Genomic DNA, 18,008 nt, shown 5'->3' on the forward strand with positions numbered 1-18,008 from the left:
TGCGCTCGGTACAAATCCTGAGGGCGACCCTGCATTGGCACCGCGCCAAGCATGCATTAGGAGAGCGAAGGGTGATTTCCCGGCTGGATCTGCAAAAACTCACATTGCTATTGGCCCTACTGGCCGGCCTGCTGACCTTCGGCAATAGCTTCTTCGCTGCCTATACCTCTCAGCGCGAACAACTGTTCGAGCAGACGCTTGAGGCGAACCGCGCCTATGCACGCAAACTTGCAGACACCACTGACCAGTTTTTCCTCAACAGCCGCCGCGAACTCGCTTATGCCGCCGATGTGCTCTCGACCCGCTTCGACGACCCTGCCGCACGCGACGGCGAAACCGAGCGGCTCAAGCTCAAGAGCGATCAGTTCAGCCGGGCCATTATCGTCCGCGCCGATGGGGAGATCGTTTCAGCCTCGCCGGGGAGCGCCGCACTGCTGGGCGTCAAAGTCAACAGCGTGGGGGCAACACGTGCATTGACTGAGCGCAAGCCGCTGATCAGCGATCCATATATCGCCACCGACGGCACGTACCTGGTTGCGGTGACCCAGCCGATTTTCGCCCCGGACGGGGCCTACCTCGGCTTCCTCAGCGCATCGCTGTTCCTGCGCGAACGCAACGCACTGCACGGCCTGCTGGGCGTGCACTACTACCGTGACGGCTCTTACCTCTACGTGGTCGATACACAAGGCAATCTGATTTTTCACGAAGATGGCCAGCGGGTCGGCCAGAACGTATCGAGCAACCAGGTCGTACAGCAGGTATTGCAGCGCCACGAAGGCAGCCAGCGCGTCATCAACACCCGGGGCGTGGACATGCTGGCCGGTTATGCACCGATCCAGAGCACCGGCTGGGGGATCGTTTCGCAACGGCCCACTGCAGCCATAACGGCAAAACTTCAACAACTGGCGCATACCACGCTACTGAATGCCGTGCCGTTTACCGTCATCTCGCTCGCGGTGTTCTGGTGGCTGTCCAAGCTCATCTCCACCCCGATCCGAGCGCTTGCCGACACTGCCGAGCACTGGGGCGCGCCGGAGGCGGCCAGTCGCATCTCGACGGTCAATTCCTGGTACTTCGAGGTATCGCGGCTGAAAGTGGCGATGCTTGCGGGCGTCTCCCTGTTGCAGCAGAAAATGGGAGCGCTGGAAGCCGCCTCGATGACCGATCCGCTGACCGGCCTGCGCAACCGACGCGGCCTGGAGCTGGCGCTCAGGCAATTCGAGCTGCTCGATCAGCGCTACGCAGCCCTCGCGCTGGACATCGATCACTTCAAGCACGTCAACGACCAGTACGGCCATGACGTAGGTGACGAGGTACTGCGCTTTCTCGCAGCGGAAATGAAGGAATGCTCGCGCCCGACTGACGTGCTCTGCCGGATGGGTGGCGAAGAATTTTTGATGCTGCTGCCCGAGACCGATGCAATCGGCGCAAGCATCGCCGCCGAACGCCTGCTGGCGCGTTTGCGACAGACCCCAAGCCCAACGGGAGCTCCGGTAACGGCGTCCATCGGCATCGCCAGTAGCGGCAACTATGCCACCCCCGACGCAACCTTCAAGGCGGCGGACAACGCACTGTACCAAGCGAAAAGATCTGGCCGTGACCGCGTGGTACTCGCCTCGACCTGAAGCGGTAGCCACGGCAGCCGGCCACTCGCAGATTATCCAGCCGCGCGAGTACAGCTCGCTCAGGCACCCGGCCATTTGATAATAGTTTTCGTTACCATTAGGATGCCCGCCCTCGTTTCCCTCCGTTCAAGGATCATTCGATGCGGCGCCTTCTCGTCCCGATGCTCGCGGTTCCCGCGCTTACCTGTCATATCACTGCATCAGCCAATGAGGATACGGCCGCCCCGCTCGCCCTCGAAGAGATGCAAGTCACCGCATCGGCCGAGCGCGCCGACGGCCCCGTGCAAGGCTATCGAGCAACCCGCTCGGCCAGCGCCACCCGCACCGATACCGCCATCCATGAAACGCCTCAATCGATCAGCGTCGTTCCAGCGCAGGTCGTCGAAGACATCGGCGCAACGCGCCTGGAAGACGCACTCGATTACGCCGGTGGCGTGGAGCGCGGCAATAACTTTGGCGGGCAGGGCCTGACCGAATTTCTGGTGCGCGGCTTCAGCACTCAGGAGTTCTACCGTAACGGCTTCGCGGTAAACCGTGGCTATCCCAACATGCCCGACGCTAGCACGCTGGAACGCATCGAAGTACTCCGCGGCCCGGCGTCGATGCTTTACGGGCGCGGCGATCCGGGCGGCACCTTCAACATCGTCAGCAAGCAGCCACAAGCCGAGCGACGTACCGTATTGGGCAGCCAGATGGATACTGACGGCCTGCGCCGCGGCACCCTGGATACCACCGGTGCGCTGGACGACAGCGCAGCCGTCACCTATCGCCTCAACCTCGTCGCCGAAGGCAGCGACAGCTTCCGCGATCACGTCGAAAGCGAGCGCTACAACATCGCACCGGTACTGCGCTGGCAGCTGAGCGACGACACCGCGCTGATCCTCGAAGGCGACTATCTGCACAATCGTCACCCATTGGACCGTGGCGTGACTCGCTATCCCAACCAGGCCGGTGATCTGCCGCGTGATCGTTTCCTCGGTGAAGAAAGCGCCGGCAAGCTGACCAACAAGAACGCCACCACCCAACTGCGCGTGGAGCACCAGCTGGACAGCCAATGGATGCTGCGCGGCGGCATTCAGTACCTCGACGGCAGCCTGGACGGCGGTGCAGTGGAGAACAATGGCCTCCCCACCACCGCTGTCTCCGCCGATGGCCGCACCGTAGGCCGCAACTACAGCGAGCGCTGGCTGAACTGGAACGACCTGGCTGTGCAGGCCAATATGGAAGGTCACTTCGACGCCGCAGGTCTGGCACACACGCTGCTGCTGGGTGTCGAGTTCGATGAATACAACTACGACTCGCTGATTCGTCGCTCCGGCGGTTCGACCACCGACTTCCCCATCGACCTTTATGATCCTGCATACGGTCAAGCCTTGCCCGCCCTGACGCGTATCACCACCTACGATGACGAGAAGCTGAAGTCGTACGCCTTCTTCCTGCAGGACCAGATCGCCCTCACCGAGCGCCTGAAAGCACAGGTCGGCGCACGCCTGGAGCGCTTCGAGCAGCGCTACGACAACAAGCTCAGGCCTGCGGGCAGCTGGGATCAAGCGCACAACGCCGTATCCCCTCGTTTCGGGCTGATCTACGACCTGACTGAAGCGCTGGCCGTCTACGCCAACACCTCACGCTCGTTCAAACCCAACCCGGGTGCCGACCGCAGCAGCCAGGCGTTCAACCCGGAAAAAGGCATCGCCCACGAAGTCGGTATCAAGTACGACCTGCCGGAGCACGACCTCAGCGTTACCGCTGCACTGTTCCATATCACCAAGGAAAACGTGCTTACCGACGACCCCGCCAACACAGGCGTTCAATCCTTCAAGGTCGCTGCCGGTGAAGCGCGCAGCCGCGGTTTCGACATCAGCGTGGCCGGCAACATCACCCCGCAGTGGCGCGTGATCGGTGGCTATGCCTACGTCGATGCCGAAGTCACCGAAAGCTCGACTACATCGATGCCGGTCGGCACGCGTCTGGCCAACGTGCCGCGGCACAGCTTCAACCTGCTGGATACCTACGAATTCGCCGAAGGCCCGCTGGCCGGGCTCGGCGTCGGGATGGGCATCAAGTACGTCGGCGACCGCAAGGGCAGCGCCTCGAACACAGCGTTCGACATGGACGCCTACACCACCGTCGACCTGCTCGCCTACTATCCGCTGACTGAACGGGTTCGTCTGAATCTGAACCTCAACAACGTCTTCGATGAGGAATACGAAGAGCGCGCCTGGGGCAACATCTGGGCCTACCCAGGCGCACCCCGCACGCTGCAGGCGGGCATCTCGGTCACGCTGTAACCATCCCAGGGCGTAGCCTGTGCGGCCGCGCCCCGCTCCTATGTTCTGGCGCGTGCTCCAGATACACACCGGCGTCTCCGAGGACACTCCATCGAAGCCCCTGCCCGCTGCTTTCGTATGACCTGGTAATCAGCGAGAGCCAATGAATGCCCGCTCAGCTGTCCGGACGAACCAGCGCCGCGATGTCGCTCATGATGTCCGCCCACTCCTGCTCATCGATCTCCATCAGGCGGAAAAAGCGCAGGGTGAAAATTCCTTCAGTGGCGAAAAAAGCCAGCCGGGCACGGCGACCCTCTTCTGTAGAGGTGTCGAGCCCGGCAAGGCGCTCCTGATACCACGCCTGGGTCGATAGCAGATGCTCCGGCGTCTGCAGTAGCGCAGCCATCAGGCTTGCCGCCTTGGCGTGAGAGGCGGTATCCGAGGTACGAGTTGCCTCCACGTGCGCGCGCACCGCGGTCAGCGGATCGGGCTGGTCGCCGGCGATGCGCTGGAACTGCTCCGTGTAGCCCTTGCCCCAACGCTCGAACATGGCGTTGATCAGGTCATCCTTGCTGCCGAAGCTGTACTGCACCCCACCCTTGGTTATGCCCGCCGCCTTGGCCACGGCATCGATCGTCAATGCCGCGGCGCCCTGTCGATTAACGATGCCTTCAGCCACGTCCAACAGCGCGTCACGATCGATCGTTCTCTTCCTTCCCACACCTGCCCCTTTCAATTAAATACGTATGTATTTATATTCTGTCGCAGTGCTCACCTTCAGCCAACCGCGCTGAATACCTTAACCGAGGTCGGCCCCCTTGAAATCGCCTATTCGCTGGCTGGTGCTGGGCATATTGTCCAGTGCCCTGCTGCTGATCGTCATCGATATGACGGTAATCTACCTGGCTCTCCCCAGCCTGACCTACGAGCTGCGCGCTTCCGCCACCGAGAAATTGTGGATCGTGAACGCCTACGCCCTCACTGTCGCAGGCCTATTGCCCGGCATGGGCGCGCTGGGCGATCGCTTCGGACACAAACGGATGTTCATCTCAGGCCTAGTGGTGTTCGGCTGGGCATCCCTCGGCGCGGCGTTCTCGCCGAACCCCGAGATGCTGATCGCCGCGCGCGTTGCGCTGGCGGTCGGCGCTGCCATGATGATGCCCGCCACGCTGGCTATTATCCGTCACGTTTTCGAAGACGCTCGCGAGCGCGCTCTGGCGTTCGGCATCTGGGCCGCTATCGCTTCCGGTGGCGCGGCTTTCGGTCCGGTGGTCGGCGGCGTGCTGCTGGAACATTTCTGGTGGGGCTCGGTGTTCATCATCAACCTGCCCATCGTCCTGCTGGCGCTGGTGCTCGCAGTGGTCTGGGTGCCGTCCAGGCCCGGTAACCCGCAGCGGCCGTTCGATCTTCTCGCCTCGCTGTGGATCATGGGGGCACTGGTCGGGCTGACCCTGTCCATCAAGGAAGCCGGCAAGGCCGACCCTTCGGTACTGCAAGCGTGCATAGCGGCAATCGTCGCCATTGCCTGCGGCCTGGCCTTCCTGCGCCGTCAGCGCCAGACCGCCGTGCCGATGATCGATTTCGCGCTATTTCGCGATCGGAGCTTCTCGGCTGGCGTAGTCACCGCGTCGGTTGCCTCAGCAGCCCTGATGGGCATGGAGTTGGTGGTCAGCCAGCGGCTGCAGTTGGTGGTCGGGCTTTCGCCCCTCCAGGCTGGTTTGACCATTCTGCCAATCCCGCTCGGCGCCTTTATCGCAGGACCGCTTGCAGGCCTGGCGTTACCCCGCATCGGCGCGGAGCGAATCCTCAGCACCTCACTGGCCTTATCGGCCACCGGTGCCCTCCTCTATCTACTGGGCTATGCCGCCGAGCAATGGGTGCAGATCCTATCGTTCAGCCTGCTCGGATTTGGTGTCGGCGCAGCAATGACCGCCGCGTCCAGCGCCATGCTGCTGCACGCACCGCCCGATCGCGCCGGCATGGCCGCATCGATCGAGGAAGTGTCATACGAGCTGGGTGGTGCGCTGGGCATCGCCATTCTCGGCAGCGTGATGTCCGCGGTGTACACCGCAGCCTTCGTCGCCCCGGCAGCAATGGCGGCCCCCGCTCTGGCACGCGACAGCCTCGATGGCGCCCTGATCGCCGCAGAAGCCTTACCCGAAGCTATCGCCGCCCCGCTGATCAGCCTGGCGCAAGGTGCGTTCGACAACGCCTTCGTCGCGGTAATGATCATCGTGGTCTCGCTGCTCGGCGCCACATCGGTCGGCATCGCCTTGTGCACACGCGGCGCTCGCTAGTCCGCCCTATCGAAGCAGCGCGACTGGCATCCAACAAAACAAAAAAGGCCCGCATCGCTGCGGGCCTTTCGCGTTAATTGGTGCCGGAGACAGGAGTCGAACCTGCGACCTTCGCATTACGAATGCGCTGCTCTACCTACTGAGCTACACCGGCGCCAGGTGGCGGATTATCGGGGGTTCCGCGATTGGACTCAAGTCCGCGAGGCGGTCCCCGATGCGGCAATCCTGCTCACCTGCATGGCAGCGCGTCAGTGCGGCCGCGAGGCCGGTTGGCCGTGGTCGCGTTCGAGGTCGTGCTTGACCTGACCGGCCAACTGTTCGCCCTCGGCGCTCGCCATTTGGTAACCCTCACGGGCTTTGTCCTTGAGCTTGCCAGTCAGCTCATCGCTTTTCTGCCCCATCATTTCGTCTTCGCGACGGGTCGGCGGGACCGAAGCCGCGAGCAATGCGCCCAGTGCGATGCCCATGGCGCCGAGGGCCAGTGGCTGCTCATTCAACAGCTGCGAAAAGCCGCCCCGGGCGCGGTCGGCCGTATGCCGCAGGCTATCTGCAGCCTGCCGACTGGAGTCGCTGACGCGATGACGCGCATTGCCCAGCGTGCTGGAGGCGTCATGGCTCATCTGCGTCGCCTTGTCCTTGATTCCTGTGCCCTGCTGCTTCAAACCGGAAGCTTTGGCGGACAGCTTGTCGGTCATGGACGGGCCGGTGGACGTCGTGCTGGCGCTGTAGTCCGGACGGCGATTCTGCCCGGCCATCAACCAGACCAGCCCGATAGAGGTCAACAGGGTCGGCACTGGGTTGGCCTTCACCGTATCGGAAAGGTTGTGCAGGAATTCGCCACCGCCACCTTTTGCATAGCCCAACGCGGTGTCGATCATCTGCCCGGGGGACAGCTTGCTTTCAAGGGCATGGACGATGTTGCCGATCTCAGCACGCTGCTGGTCGATTTCTCGCTCCAGGGTGCTCGGGTCTTTTTGCGCTTCTAGGTCTACTTGATTATGCGTACTCATGCGTGCCCCCTGACGGCTTCTTTATCCTTCTGCAGCGAATGGATGGTGCGGTCGGGTTTGAACGAAGAGGCTTCGAACTTCTTCTTGCCGGCCGAAACCATGATCATCCCGATGACGACGACGACAACGCCGACGATCAAGGCTGCGAGCCAGGGCTCCATCATCGTGGCGAGAAAGTAGACCGCCGACATCAGCAGAATGATGAAGCCTGCCAACAGCACGGCTCCGCCGGTGGCCACGCTCGCTGCACCCGCTCTGGTGGCGCGAAGCGACTCGCTCAGTTCGGCTTTGGCCAGCGCCAGTTCTTTGGTAAACAGCGATGGCACTTCGCGGGTCAGCTGCCGCAGCAGGCCACCCACGGAACTGTCCTGCTCTGGACTAGCCGGCTCGTAAGGCGCGTTGAGATTACGTTGCTCGTTCATCGATTAAGCCCTCCGGTGGTGCCTTTGCCATTGTTGCCGATGCCGTTGGTGCTGCCGGTGGTCGACGACATGCCTGCATTGCTGACGCTGCCGACGGTGCCACCGGGGGTTCCGCTGGAGACGCGGGAATCGAGTTCGGACTGGCTGGGCAAGGTCTCGGCAGTGACATCAGCCGGAACGCCCAGCGGCGACGTGGGATGCGGCCGGCTGGCATCGGAATGGCCGTAATCAGTCGTAGGCTCCCGAGCGCCAGTGGTGTCGGCACGATGGCTGGATGCGCGAGCGAATCGGGTCAATCCAAAGCCGAGCGCCACGCTGCCAGCGATGAACAGGGCTGGGTTATTGCGGGCCAGCCGATTGACCTCACCTACCAGTTCATCGACGCTTTTGCCGCGCAGATTGTCGGCCAGGTCCACCATGCTTTGCGCTACATCAGACACGTAGCTGGAAAGCCCGGTGCTGTCCTGATTCTCCAGCTCGGCTGCTGCTGCCTTGGCACTTTGGGCGACCTTTTCAAGCTCGTCGGCGGCCGTGCCCCGATAGCTATCGAGCTGCGCCTTGCCTTGATTCTTGACCTGCTCGCCAGCGTCGCGGGCCTTCGCTTTCATGTCCTCGGCGCTCGCCGACGAACCAGAAGTGTTCGTCCGGTCGCTACCAGTGGTACTCGATTGGGTGGATGGCTGGCCGGACGTAGAGCCCGCCTGCGGGGAATCGGTTCTGGCTTGGCCGCCGTAACCTGTGATCTCTTCATCGGGTGTCGTCATTTTGTCCACCTTATATAGGTTTATAGGATTTGGCCGGATGACCACGGTCCGTGAAGCACAGCTATGCGGAGTTGCCGCGGCCGTGCAGTTTCAGTGCGCACACTAATGGTGACCGGACCCCCAAAATCGAGTTCCATGATTCTGGCCAGGTGGTTCAGGACGTTGACGCCAGGTTTGCATGCACATTTTTCACCTCGACGGAAACCCGCTCGCCATGACCGCTGATAGCGAAGTGCCCGCCTTCGGCACGCAGCCTGCGTGCCGCGAGGGCTGCGGCGTTGGCGGGGTTGAACAAGCGAAACGGCGGAGACGGCAGGCTTATTGACTGAGTAGTCAGCCCGGACAGGAAGAACACCTGATCAGCGAGCCGACGAGCTGCAAGGCGCTTTGTGAGCAGAACGCAAAAACGGGCCCGAAGGCCCGTTTCTGTTTGCTGGGTAGTCCTTACAGCGGACCGATGCTGGTGCAGCTATGTGCAGTCTTGGCGTGCTTTTGCAGTACCGGCAGCTGCGGGCGGTGCTTGCCACTGGTCACGTCCAGCGACAGAGCGTACTCACCCCACCAGGGACCTGCGGCCCAGTAGGTGCTGGGGATGCAGTTCTGGCGCAGATAGGTCATCAGGTGATCGGTTGCAACGATGGCCGACGGAGAGAAGTCCGGTACGCCATGCTCCCCGATATAACCGCGCAGCTTGTTCTGCTTCAGCCACTCTACGAAGGGCTTGACGCGGTTGATGCCAATCATCGGGTCGAACTTCTCGTTCTTGTCGAAGTAGTTACCGGAGAAGTCCTTGTCGACGTACATATGCGCTTCGTACACCAGATTGTTCTTCGGATCGCGCATCCACGGATTGGTGATCAGCTGGGTGTTGTAGTACGGCCAGTGGAAGGCGCTCGACCAGCGATCACCCGCTACGTAGATCCAGCGTTTGGAGTCAACCGTACGGATTGCCTGCGCAGCAGCCAGAGCAGCCTGCGGCCAGAGTCCGTTGGTGGAGTGCGGCTCGTTCATCAGACCGTAACCTTCGACCGCCGGATGGTTGACCACCTGCTGTGCAACCTGCTTCCACACCGCAGCGAACGAGCTGATGGGCACCTCGTTGGAACCGATCAACTTGCCGAAATAACGGTAGTAGTTGTGCAGGTCCAAGATCACCTTGACGTTGTGCTTCTGCGCGAAGTCCAGCGACTGCTTCAGACGCGCCAGCTCTTCGGTGTTCAGCGGCGTGCCCAGCTTGGGCTGGATGCGCTCCCAGAGGAACGGCAGGCGAACCAGCGGCATGCCAAGGTCGGCGTACTTCTTGTAGTACGACTCGGCCGGGTAGGTGTAGTTGGTGCCGTGCTTGCCGGGAACAACCGACGGGCCGAAGCCTGCGCCGGAGAGGTTTACGCCAACCAGCAGCGGTTTGCCATTGGTGGTGTCCGGAGCAGATGGAGCCGGCGCGGGTGCAACAGCAGCAGGCGGAGTGGTCAAGGACGGTGCCGACGGCGTGCTGCTGGCGGAAGTGTTAACCACGGAAACGGTCTTCGGATATCCGAGAGTGGCACCGTTGATAGCGGCGCCGTCAAGGAACACGCTCATGTTGCTACCCACTTGCTGGGAGCGAAGCACTTTGCGGACCTGACCATCAGCGAGCTTTACCGAAGCGCCCGCCTTGAATGCAGCAATGTTGGCGCTGGTTGCCTGGATCGAGAAGCCGGCCGAAGCGCGGAACACACCATTGAGCCAATCAGTATTGGTGAAGCTATTCAGATTGCTGGTAGCAACGACCGAAGTTGTCGGAGCAGGCGCAGTCGGCGCCGGTGCAGCAGCGGTAGTAGCCAACGACAACTTGTTAGGTGCCCCGACCACACTTCCATTCACCGCGGCGCCGTCGAGATAAACGCTCATATTGGCGCCTACGACTTGCACTTGGGTAACTTTGCGAACCTGGCCATCCGCCAGTTTTACCGAGGCGCCAACTTTAAAAGCATTCTTATTGGCGTCATTAGCCGGAATAGAGAAGCCCGGAGACTTACGCCACACACCATTAAGCCAGTCGGTATTGCTGAACGCATTGATGCTGGTGGAATGCGCGCTGACGGTCGATGGCGCTGCAAGGGTAGGTGCCGAGGTAGCTGGTGCAGAAACAGCTGGAGCAGAAGTCGTCGTGCCGACAGTGCTGACCATTTGCGGCGCGCCGACTTTGTTGCCGTCGAGCTTGGCGCCTTCGAGGAAGATGCTCATGTTGCTGCCGACGATCTGCTGGCGGCTGATCTTGCGCACCTGCCCGTCGGACAGCCTGACTGAAGCACCCGCCTTGAACGCGGCCTGGTTGGCGGCACTGGCGGGAATAGAGAAGCCGGCGCCCGTGCGCCACACGCCATTGAGCCAATCAGTGTTGCTGAAGGCGTTGATCTTGGTAGAGACGGAAGCGGCTGCGACAGCGGTCGCCGCAGAAGCGTAAGGGACAGTTACAACGGTAACGCCACCCATGAGGGCAGCCATGGCGATGGAAGCGACGAGTGCCTTACGGGCACCGGAAAACAGGTTGGTGGACATTGAGTCTCTCCGGAACTTACTACTTCAAAGGCGGAGCCTTTAAAAAGTGACGGGAGGTCGATAAGTCGTGGGGCGATTCTTGGAAGGAAGCCGCGGTGTCACAACGAAACGAACCATTCAACAAGAGATTTCCCGTCGTCCACCCCCTGAACAAACCGGTCAAACGTCTTGCGTGGCGGTTTTATAATAGTTTCTTAAAAAGAATGGAAATTTTTCTGTCGCTTATAGATCGCCAGAAAGTCGCCATATGAAACAAAGCAACATTACAGTGCCACTACTCAGGCGGTAGTAGGTGTCTTTTTGATATTACCCGCAGCCCCTCTAAAAGGTATTTCTGGCGCTATTTGCGCGGCGGTTTTCTGTATGTACCGGATGAAATAGCGGCTTAAACCCTATAGCAAGTTCCGACGAACGGTAAGTTGCAGTGCCGCGAAAAAAACCGGATTAGCCCGTCGCGCAACTTTGCTTGTCCCACGATCATCCACACCTGGGAACGGTCGAACGCATAACCGTCAGCCGATGGAGGCAACATGAGTCAGCAATACAAAGTGGGCGACCACGTCAGCTGGAATTCCGAAGCGGGCCGGGTTCGCGGACGCATCATCAAGGTGCATACCGCCGATACCGAGTTCATGGGCCGAACGCGTCGGGCCAGCCCGGACGCTCCGCAATACGAGATCAAGAGCGATAAGACCGATCACGTGGCGATGCATAAAGAGTCGGCACTGCGAAAGCTGGATTAAGCATGGCCAAACCAGCAACGGTGTGGACCATCGGCCACTCGACGCGCTCGCTCGAGCAGTTCGTGGAAGTGCTGCGCCACCACCAGATCGAAGCCATCGCTGATGTGCGACGCTTTCCAGGCTCTCGGCGACTGCCGCAGTTCGGTGAATCAGCTCTACGTGAGGCGTTGCTCGAGCACGGAATCGAGTATCGCTGGATCGAAGAACTGGGCGGCCGCAGACGACCACTCAAGGATTCGCCCAATCTCGCCTGGCGCAACAGCTCGTTCCGCGGTTACGCCGATCACCTGCAAAGTGCCGAGTTCGACCGCGGCCTGAATTGCCTGCTGGAAATGGCGGCACAGCGGCGTACCGCAATGATGTGCGCCGAGGTGCTCTGGTGGCGCTGTCATCGCTCGCTGGTGTCGGACGTGTTGAAAACCAGCGGCATCGGCGTACTGCACATTCAGGATGACAAGCCGGCGGCAGCCCACCCGTTCACCGCCCCTGCCCGCCTGGTCGACGGGCAGCTTAGCTATGCAGCGGGTGAAGGTGAGTCTCTGCGAAAGGAAGTCGGCAGCGGGCAGATCAATCTAGACCTTTAACGCCCGAGCCGGGTATTGGGGCGGCCATTGCAGCCGCCCTGCTTTCGCTCAGGCGCGCTCGATACGATCCGGGTGGATGACGATATGCCCCTGTTTGTACAGGCCACCGATGGCTTTCTTGAAGTTGCCCTTGCTCACCCCGAAGCGACGGGCGATTTCTTCTGCCGGGCTCTTGTCGCTGACATCCAGCGAGCCCTGGTTTTCCGCCAGCTTCTGCAGGATCAACGCCTGCAGGGCGTCGGTCGCCTCGCTGCCGACCGGTTGCAGGCTCAGGCTGATCTTGCCGTCGGCACGTAGCTCCTTGATGTAGCCGCGCTCCTGCATGCCGCCTCGCAGGAATTTGAACGCCTCGTTCTTGTGGATCAGGCCCCAGTGCTGGCCGTTGATGATGGCCTTGAAGCCCAGTTCGGTCGCCTCGACGATCATCAGGTCCACGGCCTCACCGACCTTGTAGGTTGCCGGGGTCTTGTCCAGGTAACGATCCAGGCGAGCGGTGGCGGTTATGCGCCGGGTGCGCTTGTCGATATAGACGTAGACCACGCAGTAGTCGCCGACCTGCAGCGGGCGCTTTTCTTCCGAATGCGGCAGCAACAGGTCCTTGGGCAGTCCCCAGTCGAGGAACAGCCCGACGCGGTTGATCTCGGCCACCTTCAGACTGGCGAACTCGCTGACCTGCACCTTGGGTTTCTCCGTGGTGGCGATCAGCTTGTCCTCGCTATCGAGGTAGATGAAGACGTTCAGCCAGTCATCCACCTCGGTCGGCGTGTCTTTCGGGATATAGCGGTTGGGCAGGAGGATCTCTCCGTCCGGGCCGCCATCGAGGTAGAGGCCGAAACCGGTGTGCTTGACGATTTGCAGGCTGTTGTAACGTCCGATTGCGGCCATGTGGGCGGTCCCGAATATAAAGGCGGCGATTCTAGCGCCAGTCAGCGTGGCAATGCATAGGCGATCACCGAATCACCCGCCTTGGTGCCGAGCGAACCATGCCCGCCAGCGACCACCACGACCATCTGCCGACCGGAGCGACTCTGGTAGGTCATCGGGGTGGCTTGGCCGCCAGCCGGAAGACGGGCCTTCCATAGTTCCCGTCCGGTCGTGACGTCATAGGCGCGCAGGTAGTAGTCCAGCGTGCCGCTCAAAAAGCCAACGCCGCCAGCAGTGACCATCGGGCCACCAAGGCTGGGCACGCCCATCTTGAACGGCAGCGGAATCGGCGAGCGGTCGCGCACCGTGCCGTTCTTGCGCAGCCAGTGGGTCTTGCCGGTACGCAGATCGGCGCCCGCCACGTAGCCCCACGGCGGTGCGGTACACGGCAGACCGATGGGCGAAACGAAGGCCTTCAGTTCCACGGCAAATGGCGAGCCGAAGTTCTCGTTGAGGAACGGCTCCTGGTCCGAGACGTACGTCGTCTCGGCATCTTCGCGGGGAATCAGTTTCGAGGTGAAGGCCAGATAGGCTGGCGTGCTGAAGACCATCTGCCGCACCGGGTCAACGGCCACGCCGCCCCAGTTGAACACGCCGAAGTTGCCCGGATGCACCAGCGTGCCCTGGGTTGAAGGCGGCGTGTAACGGCCCTCGTAGCGCAGGGAATGGAACTGGATATGGCACATCATCTGGTCGATCAGCGTGGCACCCCATAGGTCCTTGCTCTGTAGCTTCGGCGGCTCGTAAGACAGCGCCGACGCTGGCTGCGTTCTGGCCACCCAGTCGCCCTCGGCAGCGCCTTGCGGCGCTGGCACCTCGCGCACTGGCAGGATCGGCTCGCCGCTGCGGCGATCGAGTACATAGATGTCGCCCTGCTTGGTCGGTGCCACCAGAGCCGGTATGGGGCCGTCCTTGGTCTGGATGTCGATCAGGCTTGGCTGCGCCGGCACGTCCATATCCCAGAGATCATGGCGTACGGTCTGGAACACCCAGCGCAGCTGACCGCTGTCCAGATCCAGCGCAACGATGGAGGAAGAAAAGCGTTCGCTGTTCTCGCTGCGCCGGCCGCCCCACTGGTCCGGCACCTGATTACCCAGCGGCACGTACACCATCCCCAACGCCTCGTCGGCACTGGAAATGCTCCAGCTGTTCGGACTGCTCGCGCTGTAGGTCTGCCCGGCTGCAATGGGTTCCGTGGCATCGGGGTTGCCCGGGTCCCAGTTCCATTTCAGCTCGCCGGTATAGACGTCGTACGCACGGATGACGCCGGACGGCTCCTTGGCTCGCACGTTGTCATTCACCGCCCCGCCAATGATCACCACATCGCGCGCAACTACCGGCGGTGAGGTGGAATAGTAGAAACCTTCCTTCTTGTGCGGCATGTTCGCCCACAGATCGATCTCGCCGTTGTTCGCGAAACCAGGACATATCTCGCCGGTCTTCGCATCCAGAGCGATCAGCCGGGCATCCGCGGTTGGCATGAACAGCCGCTGCTGGCAGGCCTGTGCCTCGCTGGGCTGCGGCGCCGCATGGTAGGACAGGCCGCGACAGGTCAGGTGCTGACGATTGACCGAGTGCGGCACCTGGGGATCGAAGCGCCAGCGCTCCTGTCCGGTTTCGGCATCCAGGGCGATCACCAGATTGTGCGGTGTGCACAGGTACAGGCTGTCGTCGACCTTGAGCGGCGTGACTTCATAGGTGGTTTCGTCCGGATCTTCCGGGCCGCGTAGGTCGCCGGTCTGGTAATGCCAGACTGGTTCGAGTCGGTCGACGTTTTGCGGCGTGATCTGCGCCAGTGGCGAGTACCGCTGGCCGTGCTGGCTGCGCCCATAGGCGTGCCAGTCGCCGGCCGGCACGCTATCGTCCGCGCCAGGTGCCTGAGCCAGCGGCGCGGGCATCATGCCTTTGATGTCGTGGCTGTCGTGCCCCAGCGCATACACCGCCGCAGCGCCCCAGAATAAGACCGCCAACATCAGCGGCAACGCCGCACCGCCCCAGGCGCGAAAGCCGAAATGCTGCCAGCCAAGACGCCGGGCTATCCAGGGCGTCAGCAGCCACAACCCGAACGGCGCGATGATGCTGCCGCGCGGCGCCAGCTGCCACCAGTCCAGCCCTACTTCGTACAGCGCCCAGCCGAGCGCGCCAAGCATGAGCAACGCATAGACCCATAAGGCGGTGCGACGGCGCATCAGCAGCAATACACCAGTCAGCAGGAATCCCGCCGCTACGATGGCGAAATACCAGGTCCCACCCAGGCTTATGACCTTTGCGCCCCCGACGCCGAGCGCGATCCCGACGATGATGCAGAACAATCCGCTGATAACCACAGCCACGGCCCTTCTCCCTCGATCTTGTTATCGAACTCGCCAACGTCCCGATGGCCAGCAGAAGTGGCCATCAATGAGAGTGGGACAGGCGACGGGAGGGAATGCTCCGTGCGAAGCAGAGATTGGCGTCATGTATCGGGAAGCGACGAGGCCAGCCGGCCTCGTCTGCAATCAATGGTTCACTGCGCGTTCAGCCCCACCTGCAGCAGCTTGCCGTCGCCGGCATCGGTCAGCAGATAGAGGTAGCCGTCCGGGCCTAAACGCACGTCACGGATGCGCGCACCGAGATCCTTGAGCAAGCGCTCCTCGCCAACCACGCGATCACCATCGAGCTGCACGCGAATCAGCGACTGATCCACCAGCGCGCCGATGAACAGGCTGTGCTGCCAGTTGGGGAAGCGTTCGGCATCGTAGAACGCCATGCCACTGACACCGGGCGACCTTTCCCAGACATGATGAGGCGGTTCGGTGCCCTCCACCGTCTTACCCTTGGCCTCCGGGATCGGCAGCATGCTGTAGTTGATGCCATGGGTCGCCAGCGGCCAGCCGTAGTTCTTGCCGGCCTGCGGGATGTTGATTTCATCGCCGCCACGCGGGCCATGTTCGTGGGTCCAGAGCACACCACTCCACGGGTTGAGAGCCGCGCCTTGCTGGTTGCGATGGCCGTAGGACCAGATCTCCGGTTGCACGCCGTCCTCGCCGACAAACGGATTGTCGTCCGGCACGCTGCCGTCGAGGCCGATGCGCACTATCTTGCCCTGGTGTTTATCGAGCTCCTGCGAGGTCGGCCGCTGATTGTTCTCGCCCAACGCGACGAACAGGCGGCCGTTGCCGTCGAACACCAGGCGCGAGCCGAAGTGCACGCCTGTCGATAGCTTCGGCATCTGGCGGAAGATCACCTCGAAGTTTTCCAGTCGGCTCCGATCTTCGCTCAACCGACCGCGGCCCACTGCGGTCCCGGCCTTGCCCTGCTCGCCCGCCTCGGCATAGGTCAGGTAAACCAGACGATCCGAGTCGAACTCCGGCGACAGCCGTACATCCAGCAAGCCGCCCTGCGACCGCGCGAACACCTCCGGCACGCCGCCGAGTGGCTCGGACCGGCTGCCATCCAATCCCACCAGACGCAAACGACCAGGGCGCTCGGTCACCAGCATATGCTCGCCGTCCGGCAGAAACGCCAGCGCCCAAGGGTTCTCGAAACCCGCAGCGATCTCCCTGACGGTCACTTCTCCAGCCTCGCTGGGATAGCGCTGCACGTCGGCGGCAACCTGGAACGAGGCGGCAAGAGCGCAGCCGCAAAGCGTGGTTCGAATGGCATGGCGCAGCATGGTGGTCCTCCGGATTAGCATTTCGGCGTCACGAAACGTTTGTGTTTCGCGGCTTCATTGAAGACCAGACGGTGCTCGCAGTGGTTGCGAAAACGCTTCAAGAAATGACGGCACTGAAATAACTGAACAAAAATTGATCAAATCTGTATAATGCCCGGTTCGACTGATTAAAGGACAAGCGACCCATGGCAACGAAAACCACCAGCGCCAAACGCAAACCCGAACCGGCCTCTGAAACCAGCCAATCTCTAGCTGCGCAGATGGCCGCTTTCCTCAAAGCCGGCGGCGAGGTCCAGACCATTCCCAACGGGGTAAGTGGCCAGACCAACGGCCCGTCCCGCCAGATCACCATCAGCAAGAAATGATGATCTGAACCGCTTTCGGCGAGCCTGCAGTTCGGCTCGCCGCGTTCTACCCCCCTCTTTTCTCGTCTCCGAGCGCACCATGACCGACCCCGTACGCCTTGCCAAACGCCTCGCCGAGCAGCTCGGCTGTTCCCGGCGCGAGGCCGAGCTGTATATCGAGGGCGGTTGGGTAACGGTCGACGGCGAACCGGTCGAAGCACCTTTTCTCAAGGTGACTCACGAGCAACGTATCGAGCTGCGAGCCGGCGCCACGGCGAGGGAAATCGCGCCTGTAACCCTGCTGCTGCACAAGCCTGCCGGTGTGGAGATTGGCGCTGATGCCGACAGCACGCGCCGCGCCCTGCTGGCCAGCGAGCACTGGAGTGACGACCCCAGCCGTATCGAACCCCTCAAGCGGCACCTGCTCCAGCAGAGCATCCTGCTACCACTGGACCCCGACGCCAGCGGCCTGAGCGTATTCAGCCAAGAGCGCGACGTGATCCGCCTGCTGACCAGCACGCGCGACAAGCTGGAGGAGGAGTACGTCATCGAGGTCAGCGGCGAAGCCGAAGAGAACGGTCTGGCGCTGCTTGCCAAGGGCATCGGCCATCGGGGCAGGATTCTGCCCAAGGCCAAGGTCAGCTGGCAGAGCGAAAACCGCCTGCGTCTGGTGATCAAAGAGCCCGCGCCCGGTGAAGTCCGCCTGCTCTGCGAGGCCATCGGCCTCAGCGTATTGGCCTGCAAGCGCATCCGCATCGGGCGCCTGTCCATGGCCAAGCTGCCGGTCGAGCACTGGCGCATCGTCGGTGAGCACGAGCGCTTCTAACGC

Annotated in this window: 15 protein-coding genes and 1 tRNA gene; 7 read left to right on the forward strand and 9 right to left on the reverse strand. The window is 61.9% G+C overall.

What is annotated here, in order from left to right; translation table 11 throughout:
* Window positions 1-74: 74 nt before the first annotated feature.
* Together SM130_RS15130 and SM130_RS15135 are read left to right on the forward strand one after the other, a co-directional pair.
* Window positions 75-1,625 (forward strand): GGDEF domain-containing protein, encoded by a 1,551-nt coding sequence (locus SM130_RS15130; RefSeq protein WP_102825424.1) that lies wholly within the window; start codon window positions 75-77, stop codon window positions 1,623-1,625.
* A 140-nt stretch (window positions 1,626-1,765) separates the two neighbouring features.
* Window positions 1,766-3,916: a TonB-dependent siderophore receptor gene (locus tag SM130_RS15135; RefSeq protein ID WP_102825217.1), complete on the forward strand. Its 2,151-nt coding sequence runs from the start codon at window positions 1,766-1,768 to the stop codon at window positions 3,914-3,916.
* A gap of 154 nt (window positions 3,917-4,070) precedes the next feature.
* Here the strand turns inward: SM130_RS15135 and SM130_RS15140 are convergent, their stop codons facing one another.
* Window positions 4,071-4,616, reverse strand: a complete 546-nt coding sequence (locus SM130_RS15140; RefSeq protein ID WP_102825216.1) for a TetR/AcrR family transcriptional regulator — start codon at window positions 4,614-4,616, stop codon at window positions 4,071-4,073.
* A gap of 97 nt (window positions 4,617-4,713) precedes the next feature.
* On the opposite strand from SM130_RS15140, the gene SM130_RS15145 reads away from it, so the two are divergent.
* Window positions 4,714-6,192, forward strand: coding sequence for an MFS transporter (locus tag SM130_RS15145; protein WP_102825215.1), 1,479 nt, complete (start codon window positions 4,714-4,716; stop codon window positions 6,190-6,192).
* Window positions 6,193-6,270: 78 nt separating this feature from the next.
* On the opposite strand, the gene SM130_RS15150 is transcribed toward SM130_RS15145, so the two are convergent.
* The 5 genes from SM130_RS15150 to SM130_RS15170 form a co-directional block, all read right to left on the reverse strand.
* A tRNA-Thr gene (locus SM130_RS15150) sits at window positions 6,271-6,346 on the reverse strand.
* 94 nt (window positions 6,347-6,440) lie between these two features.
* On the reverse strand, window positions 6,441-7,202 hold the full coding sequence (locus SM130_RS15155) for a DUF3618 domain-containing protein (protein WP_102825214.1): 762 nt from the start codon (window positions 7,200-7,202) through the stop codon (window positions 6,441-6,443).
* On the reverse strand, window positions 7,199-7,624 hold the full coding sequence (locus SM130_RS15160; RefSeq protein WP_102825213.1) for a phage holin family protein: 426 nt from the start codon (window positions 7,622-7,624) through the stop codon (window positions 7,199-7,201). The genes SM130_RS15155 and SM130_RS15160 overlap by 4 nt, the downstream gene beginning before the upstream one ends.
* Window positions 7,621-8,388 carry a hypothetical protein gene (locus tag SM130_RS15165; RefSeq protein ID WP_102825212.1) on the reverse strand — a complete coding sequence of 256 codons (768 nt, stop codon included), beginning with the start codon at window positions 8,386-8,388 and terminating at the stop codon, window positions 7,621-7,623. The genes SM130_RS15160 and SM130_RS15165 overlap by 4 nt, the downstream gene beginning before the upstream one ends.
* Window positions 8,389-8,832: 444 nt before the next feature.
* The gene (locus SM130_RS15170) at window positions 8,833-10,929 is read right to left on the reverse strand and encodes a glycoside hydrolase family 5 protein (RefSeq protein ID WP_102825211.1); all 2,097 of its coding nucleotides are present in this window, start codon (window positions 10,927-10,929) and stop codon (window positions 8,833-8,835) included.
* A gap of 530 nt (window positions 10,930-11,459) precedes the next feature.
* Between SM130_RS15170 and SM130_RS15175 the strand changes: the two genes are divergently transcribed.
* Together SM130_RS15175 and SM130_RS15180 are read left to right on the forward strand one after the other, a co-directional pair.
* Complete coding sequence (locus tag SM130_RS15175; protein WP_102825210.1) at window positions 11,460-11,672, forward strand: DUF2945 domain-containing protein; 213 nt, start codon at window positions 11,460-11,462, stop codon at window positions 11,670-11,672.
* Window positions 11,673-11,674: 2 nt separating this feature from the next.
* On the forward strand, window positions 11,675-12,256 hold the full coding sequence (locus SM130_RS15180; RefSeq protein ID WP_102825209.1) for a DUF488 family protein: 582 nt from the start codon (window positions 11,675-11,677) through the stop codon (window positions 12,254-12,256).
* Window positions 12,257-12,304: 48 nt separating this feature from the next.
* On the opposite strand, the gene SM130_RS15185 is transcribed toward SM130_RS15180, so the two are convergent.
* From SM130_RS15185 to SM130_RS15195, 3 genes are all read right to left on the reverse strand, one after another.
* The gene (locus tag SM130_RS15185) at window positions 12,305-13,141 is read right to left on the reverse strand and encodes a CvfB family protein (protein WP_102825208.1); all 837 of its coding nucleotides are present in this window, start codon (window positions 13,139-13,141) and stop codon (window positions 12,305-12,307) included.
* Between the two features lie 41 nt (window positions 13,142-13,182).
* Window positions 13,183-15,513: a glucose/quinate/shikimate family membrane-bound PQQ-dependent dehydrogenase gene (locus SM130_RS15190; protein WP_102825207.1), complete on the reverse strand. Its 2,331-nt coding sequence runs from the start codon at window positions 15,511-15,513 to the stop codon at window positions 13,183-13,185.
* 173 nt (window positions 15,514-15,686) lie between these two features.
* On the reverse strand, window positions 15,687-16,835 hold the full coding sequence (locus SM130_RS15195; protein WP_102825206.1) for a PQQ-dependent sugar dehydrogenase: 1,149 nt from the start codon (window positions 16,833-16,835) through the stop codon (window positions 15,687-15,689).
* Window positions 16,836-17,020: 185 nt separating this feature from the next.
* Between SM130_RS15195 and SM130_RS15200 the strand changes: the two genes are divergently transcribed.
* Window positions 17,021-17,200 carry a hypothetical protein gene (locus tag SM130_RS15200; RefSeq protein WP_015277667.1) on the forward strand — a complete coding sequence of 60 codons (180 nt, stop codon included), beginning with the start codon at window positions 17,021-17,023 and terminating at the stop codon, window positions 17,198-17,200.
* A gap of 79 nt (window positions 17,201-17,279) precedes the next feature.
* Window positions 17,280-18,005, forward strand: coding sequence for an RNA pseudouridine synthase (locus SM130_RS15205; RefSeq protein WP_102825205.1), 726 nt, complete (start codon window positions 17,280-17,282; stop codon window positions 18,003-18,005).
* The last annotated feature ends 3 nt before the right edge of the window (window positions 18,006-18,008 follow it).

Origin of the sequence: Stutzerimonas stutzeri (assembly GCF_038561965.1) — a bacterium.
GTDB classification, from domain to species: Bacteria; Pseudomonadota; Gammaproteobacteria; order Pseudomonadales; family Pseudomonadaceae; genus Stutzerimonas; species Stutzerimonas stutzeri_AA.

Coding starts and splice junctions, on each gene's coding strand:
- SM130_RS15135 (WP_102825217.1), top strand. CDS start 1,766: ATGCGGCGCCTTCTCGTCCCGATGCTCGCGGTTCCCGCGCTTACCTGT.
- SM130_RS15155 (WP_102825214.1), bottom strand. CDS start 7,202: ATGAGTACGCATAATCAAGTAGACCTAGAAGCGCAAAAAGACCCGAGC.
- SM130_RS15160 (WP_102825213.1), bottom strand. CDS start 7,624: ATGAACGAGCAACGTAATCTCAACGCGCCTTACGAGCCGGCTAGTCCA.
- SM130_RS15165 (WP_102825212.1), bottom strand. CDS start 8,388: ATGACGACACCCGATGAAGAGATCACAGGTTACGGCGGCCAAGCCAGA.
- SM130_RS15170 (WP_102825211.1), bottom strand. CDS start 10,929: ATGTCCACCAACCTGTTTTCCGGTGCCCGTAAGGCACTCGTCGCTTCC.
- SM130_RS15175 (WP_102825210.1), top strand. CDS start 11,460: ATGAGTCAGCAATACAAAGTGGGCGACCACGTCAGCTGGAATTCCGAA.
- SM130_RS15180 (WP_102825209.1), top strand. CDS start 11,675: ATGGCCAAACCAGCAACGGTGTGGACCATCGGCCACTCGACGCGCTCG.
- SM130_RS15185 (WP_102825208.1), bottom strand. CDS start 13,141: ATGGCCGCAATCGGACGTTACAACAGCCTGCAAATCGTCAAGCACACC.
- SM130_RS15195 (WP_102825206.1), bottom strand. CDS start 16,835: ATGCTGCGCCATGCCATTCGAACCACGCTTTGCGGCTGCGCTCTTGCC.
- SM130_RS15200 (WP_015277667.1), top strand. CDS start 17,021: ATGGCAACGAAAACCACCAGCGCCAAACGCAAACCCGAACCGGCCTCT.
- SM130_RS15205 (WP_102825205.1), top strand. CDS start 17,280: ATGACCGACCCCGTACGCCTTGCCAAACGCCTCGCCGAGCAGCTCGGC.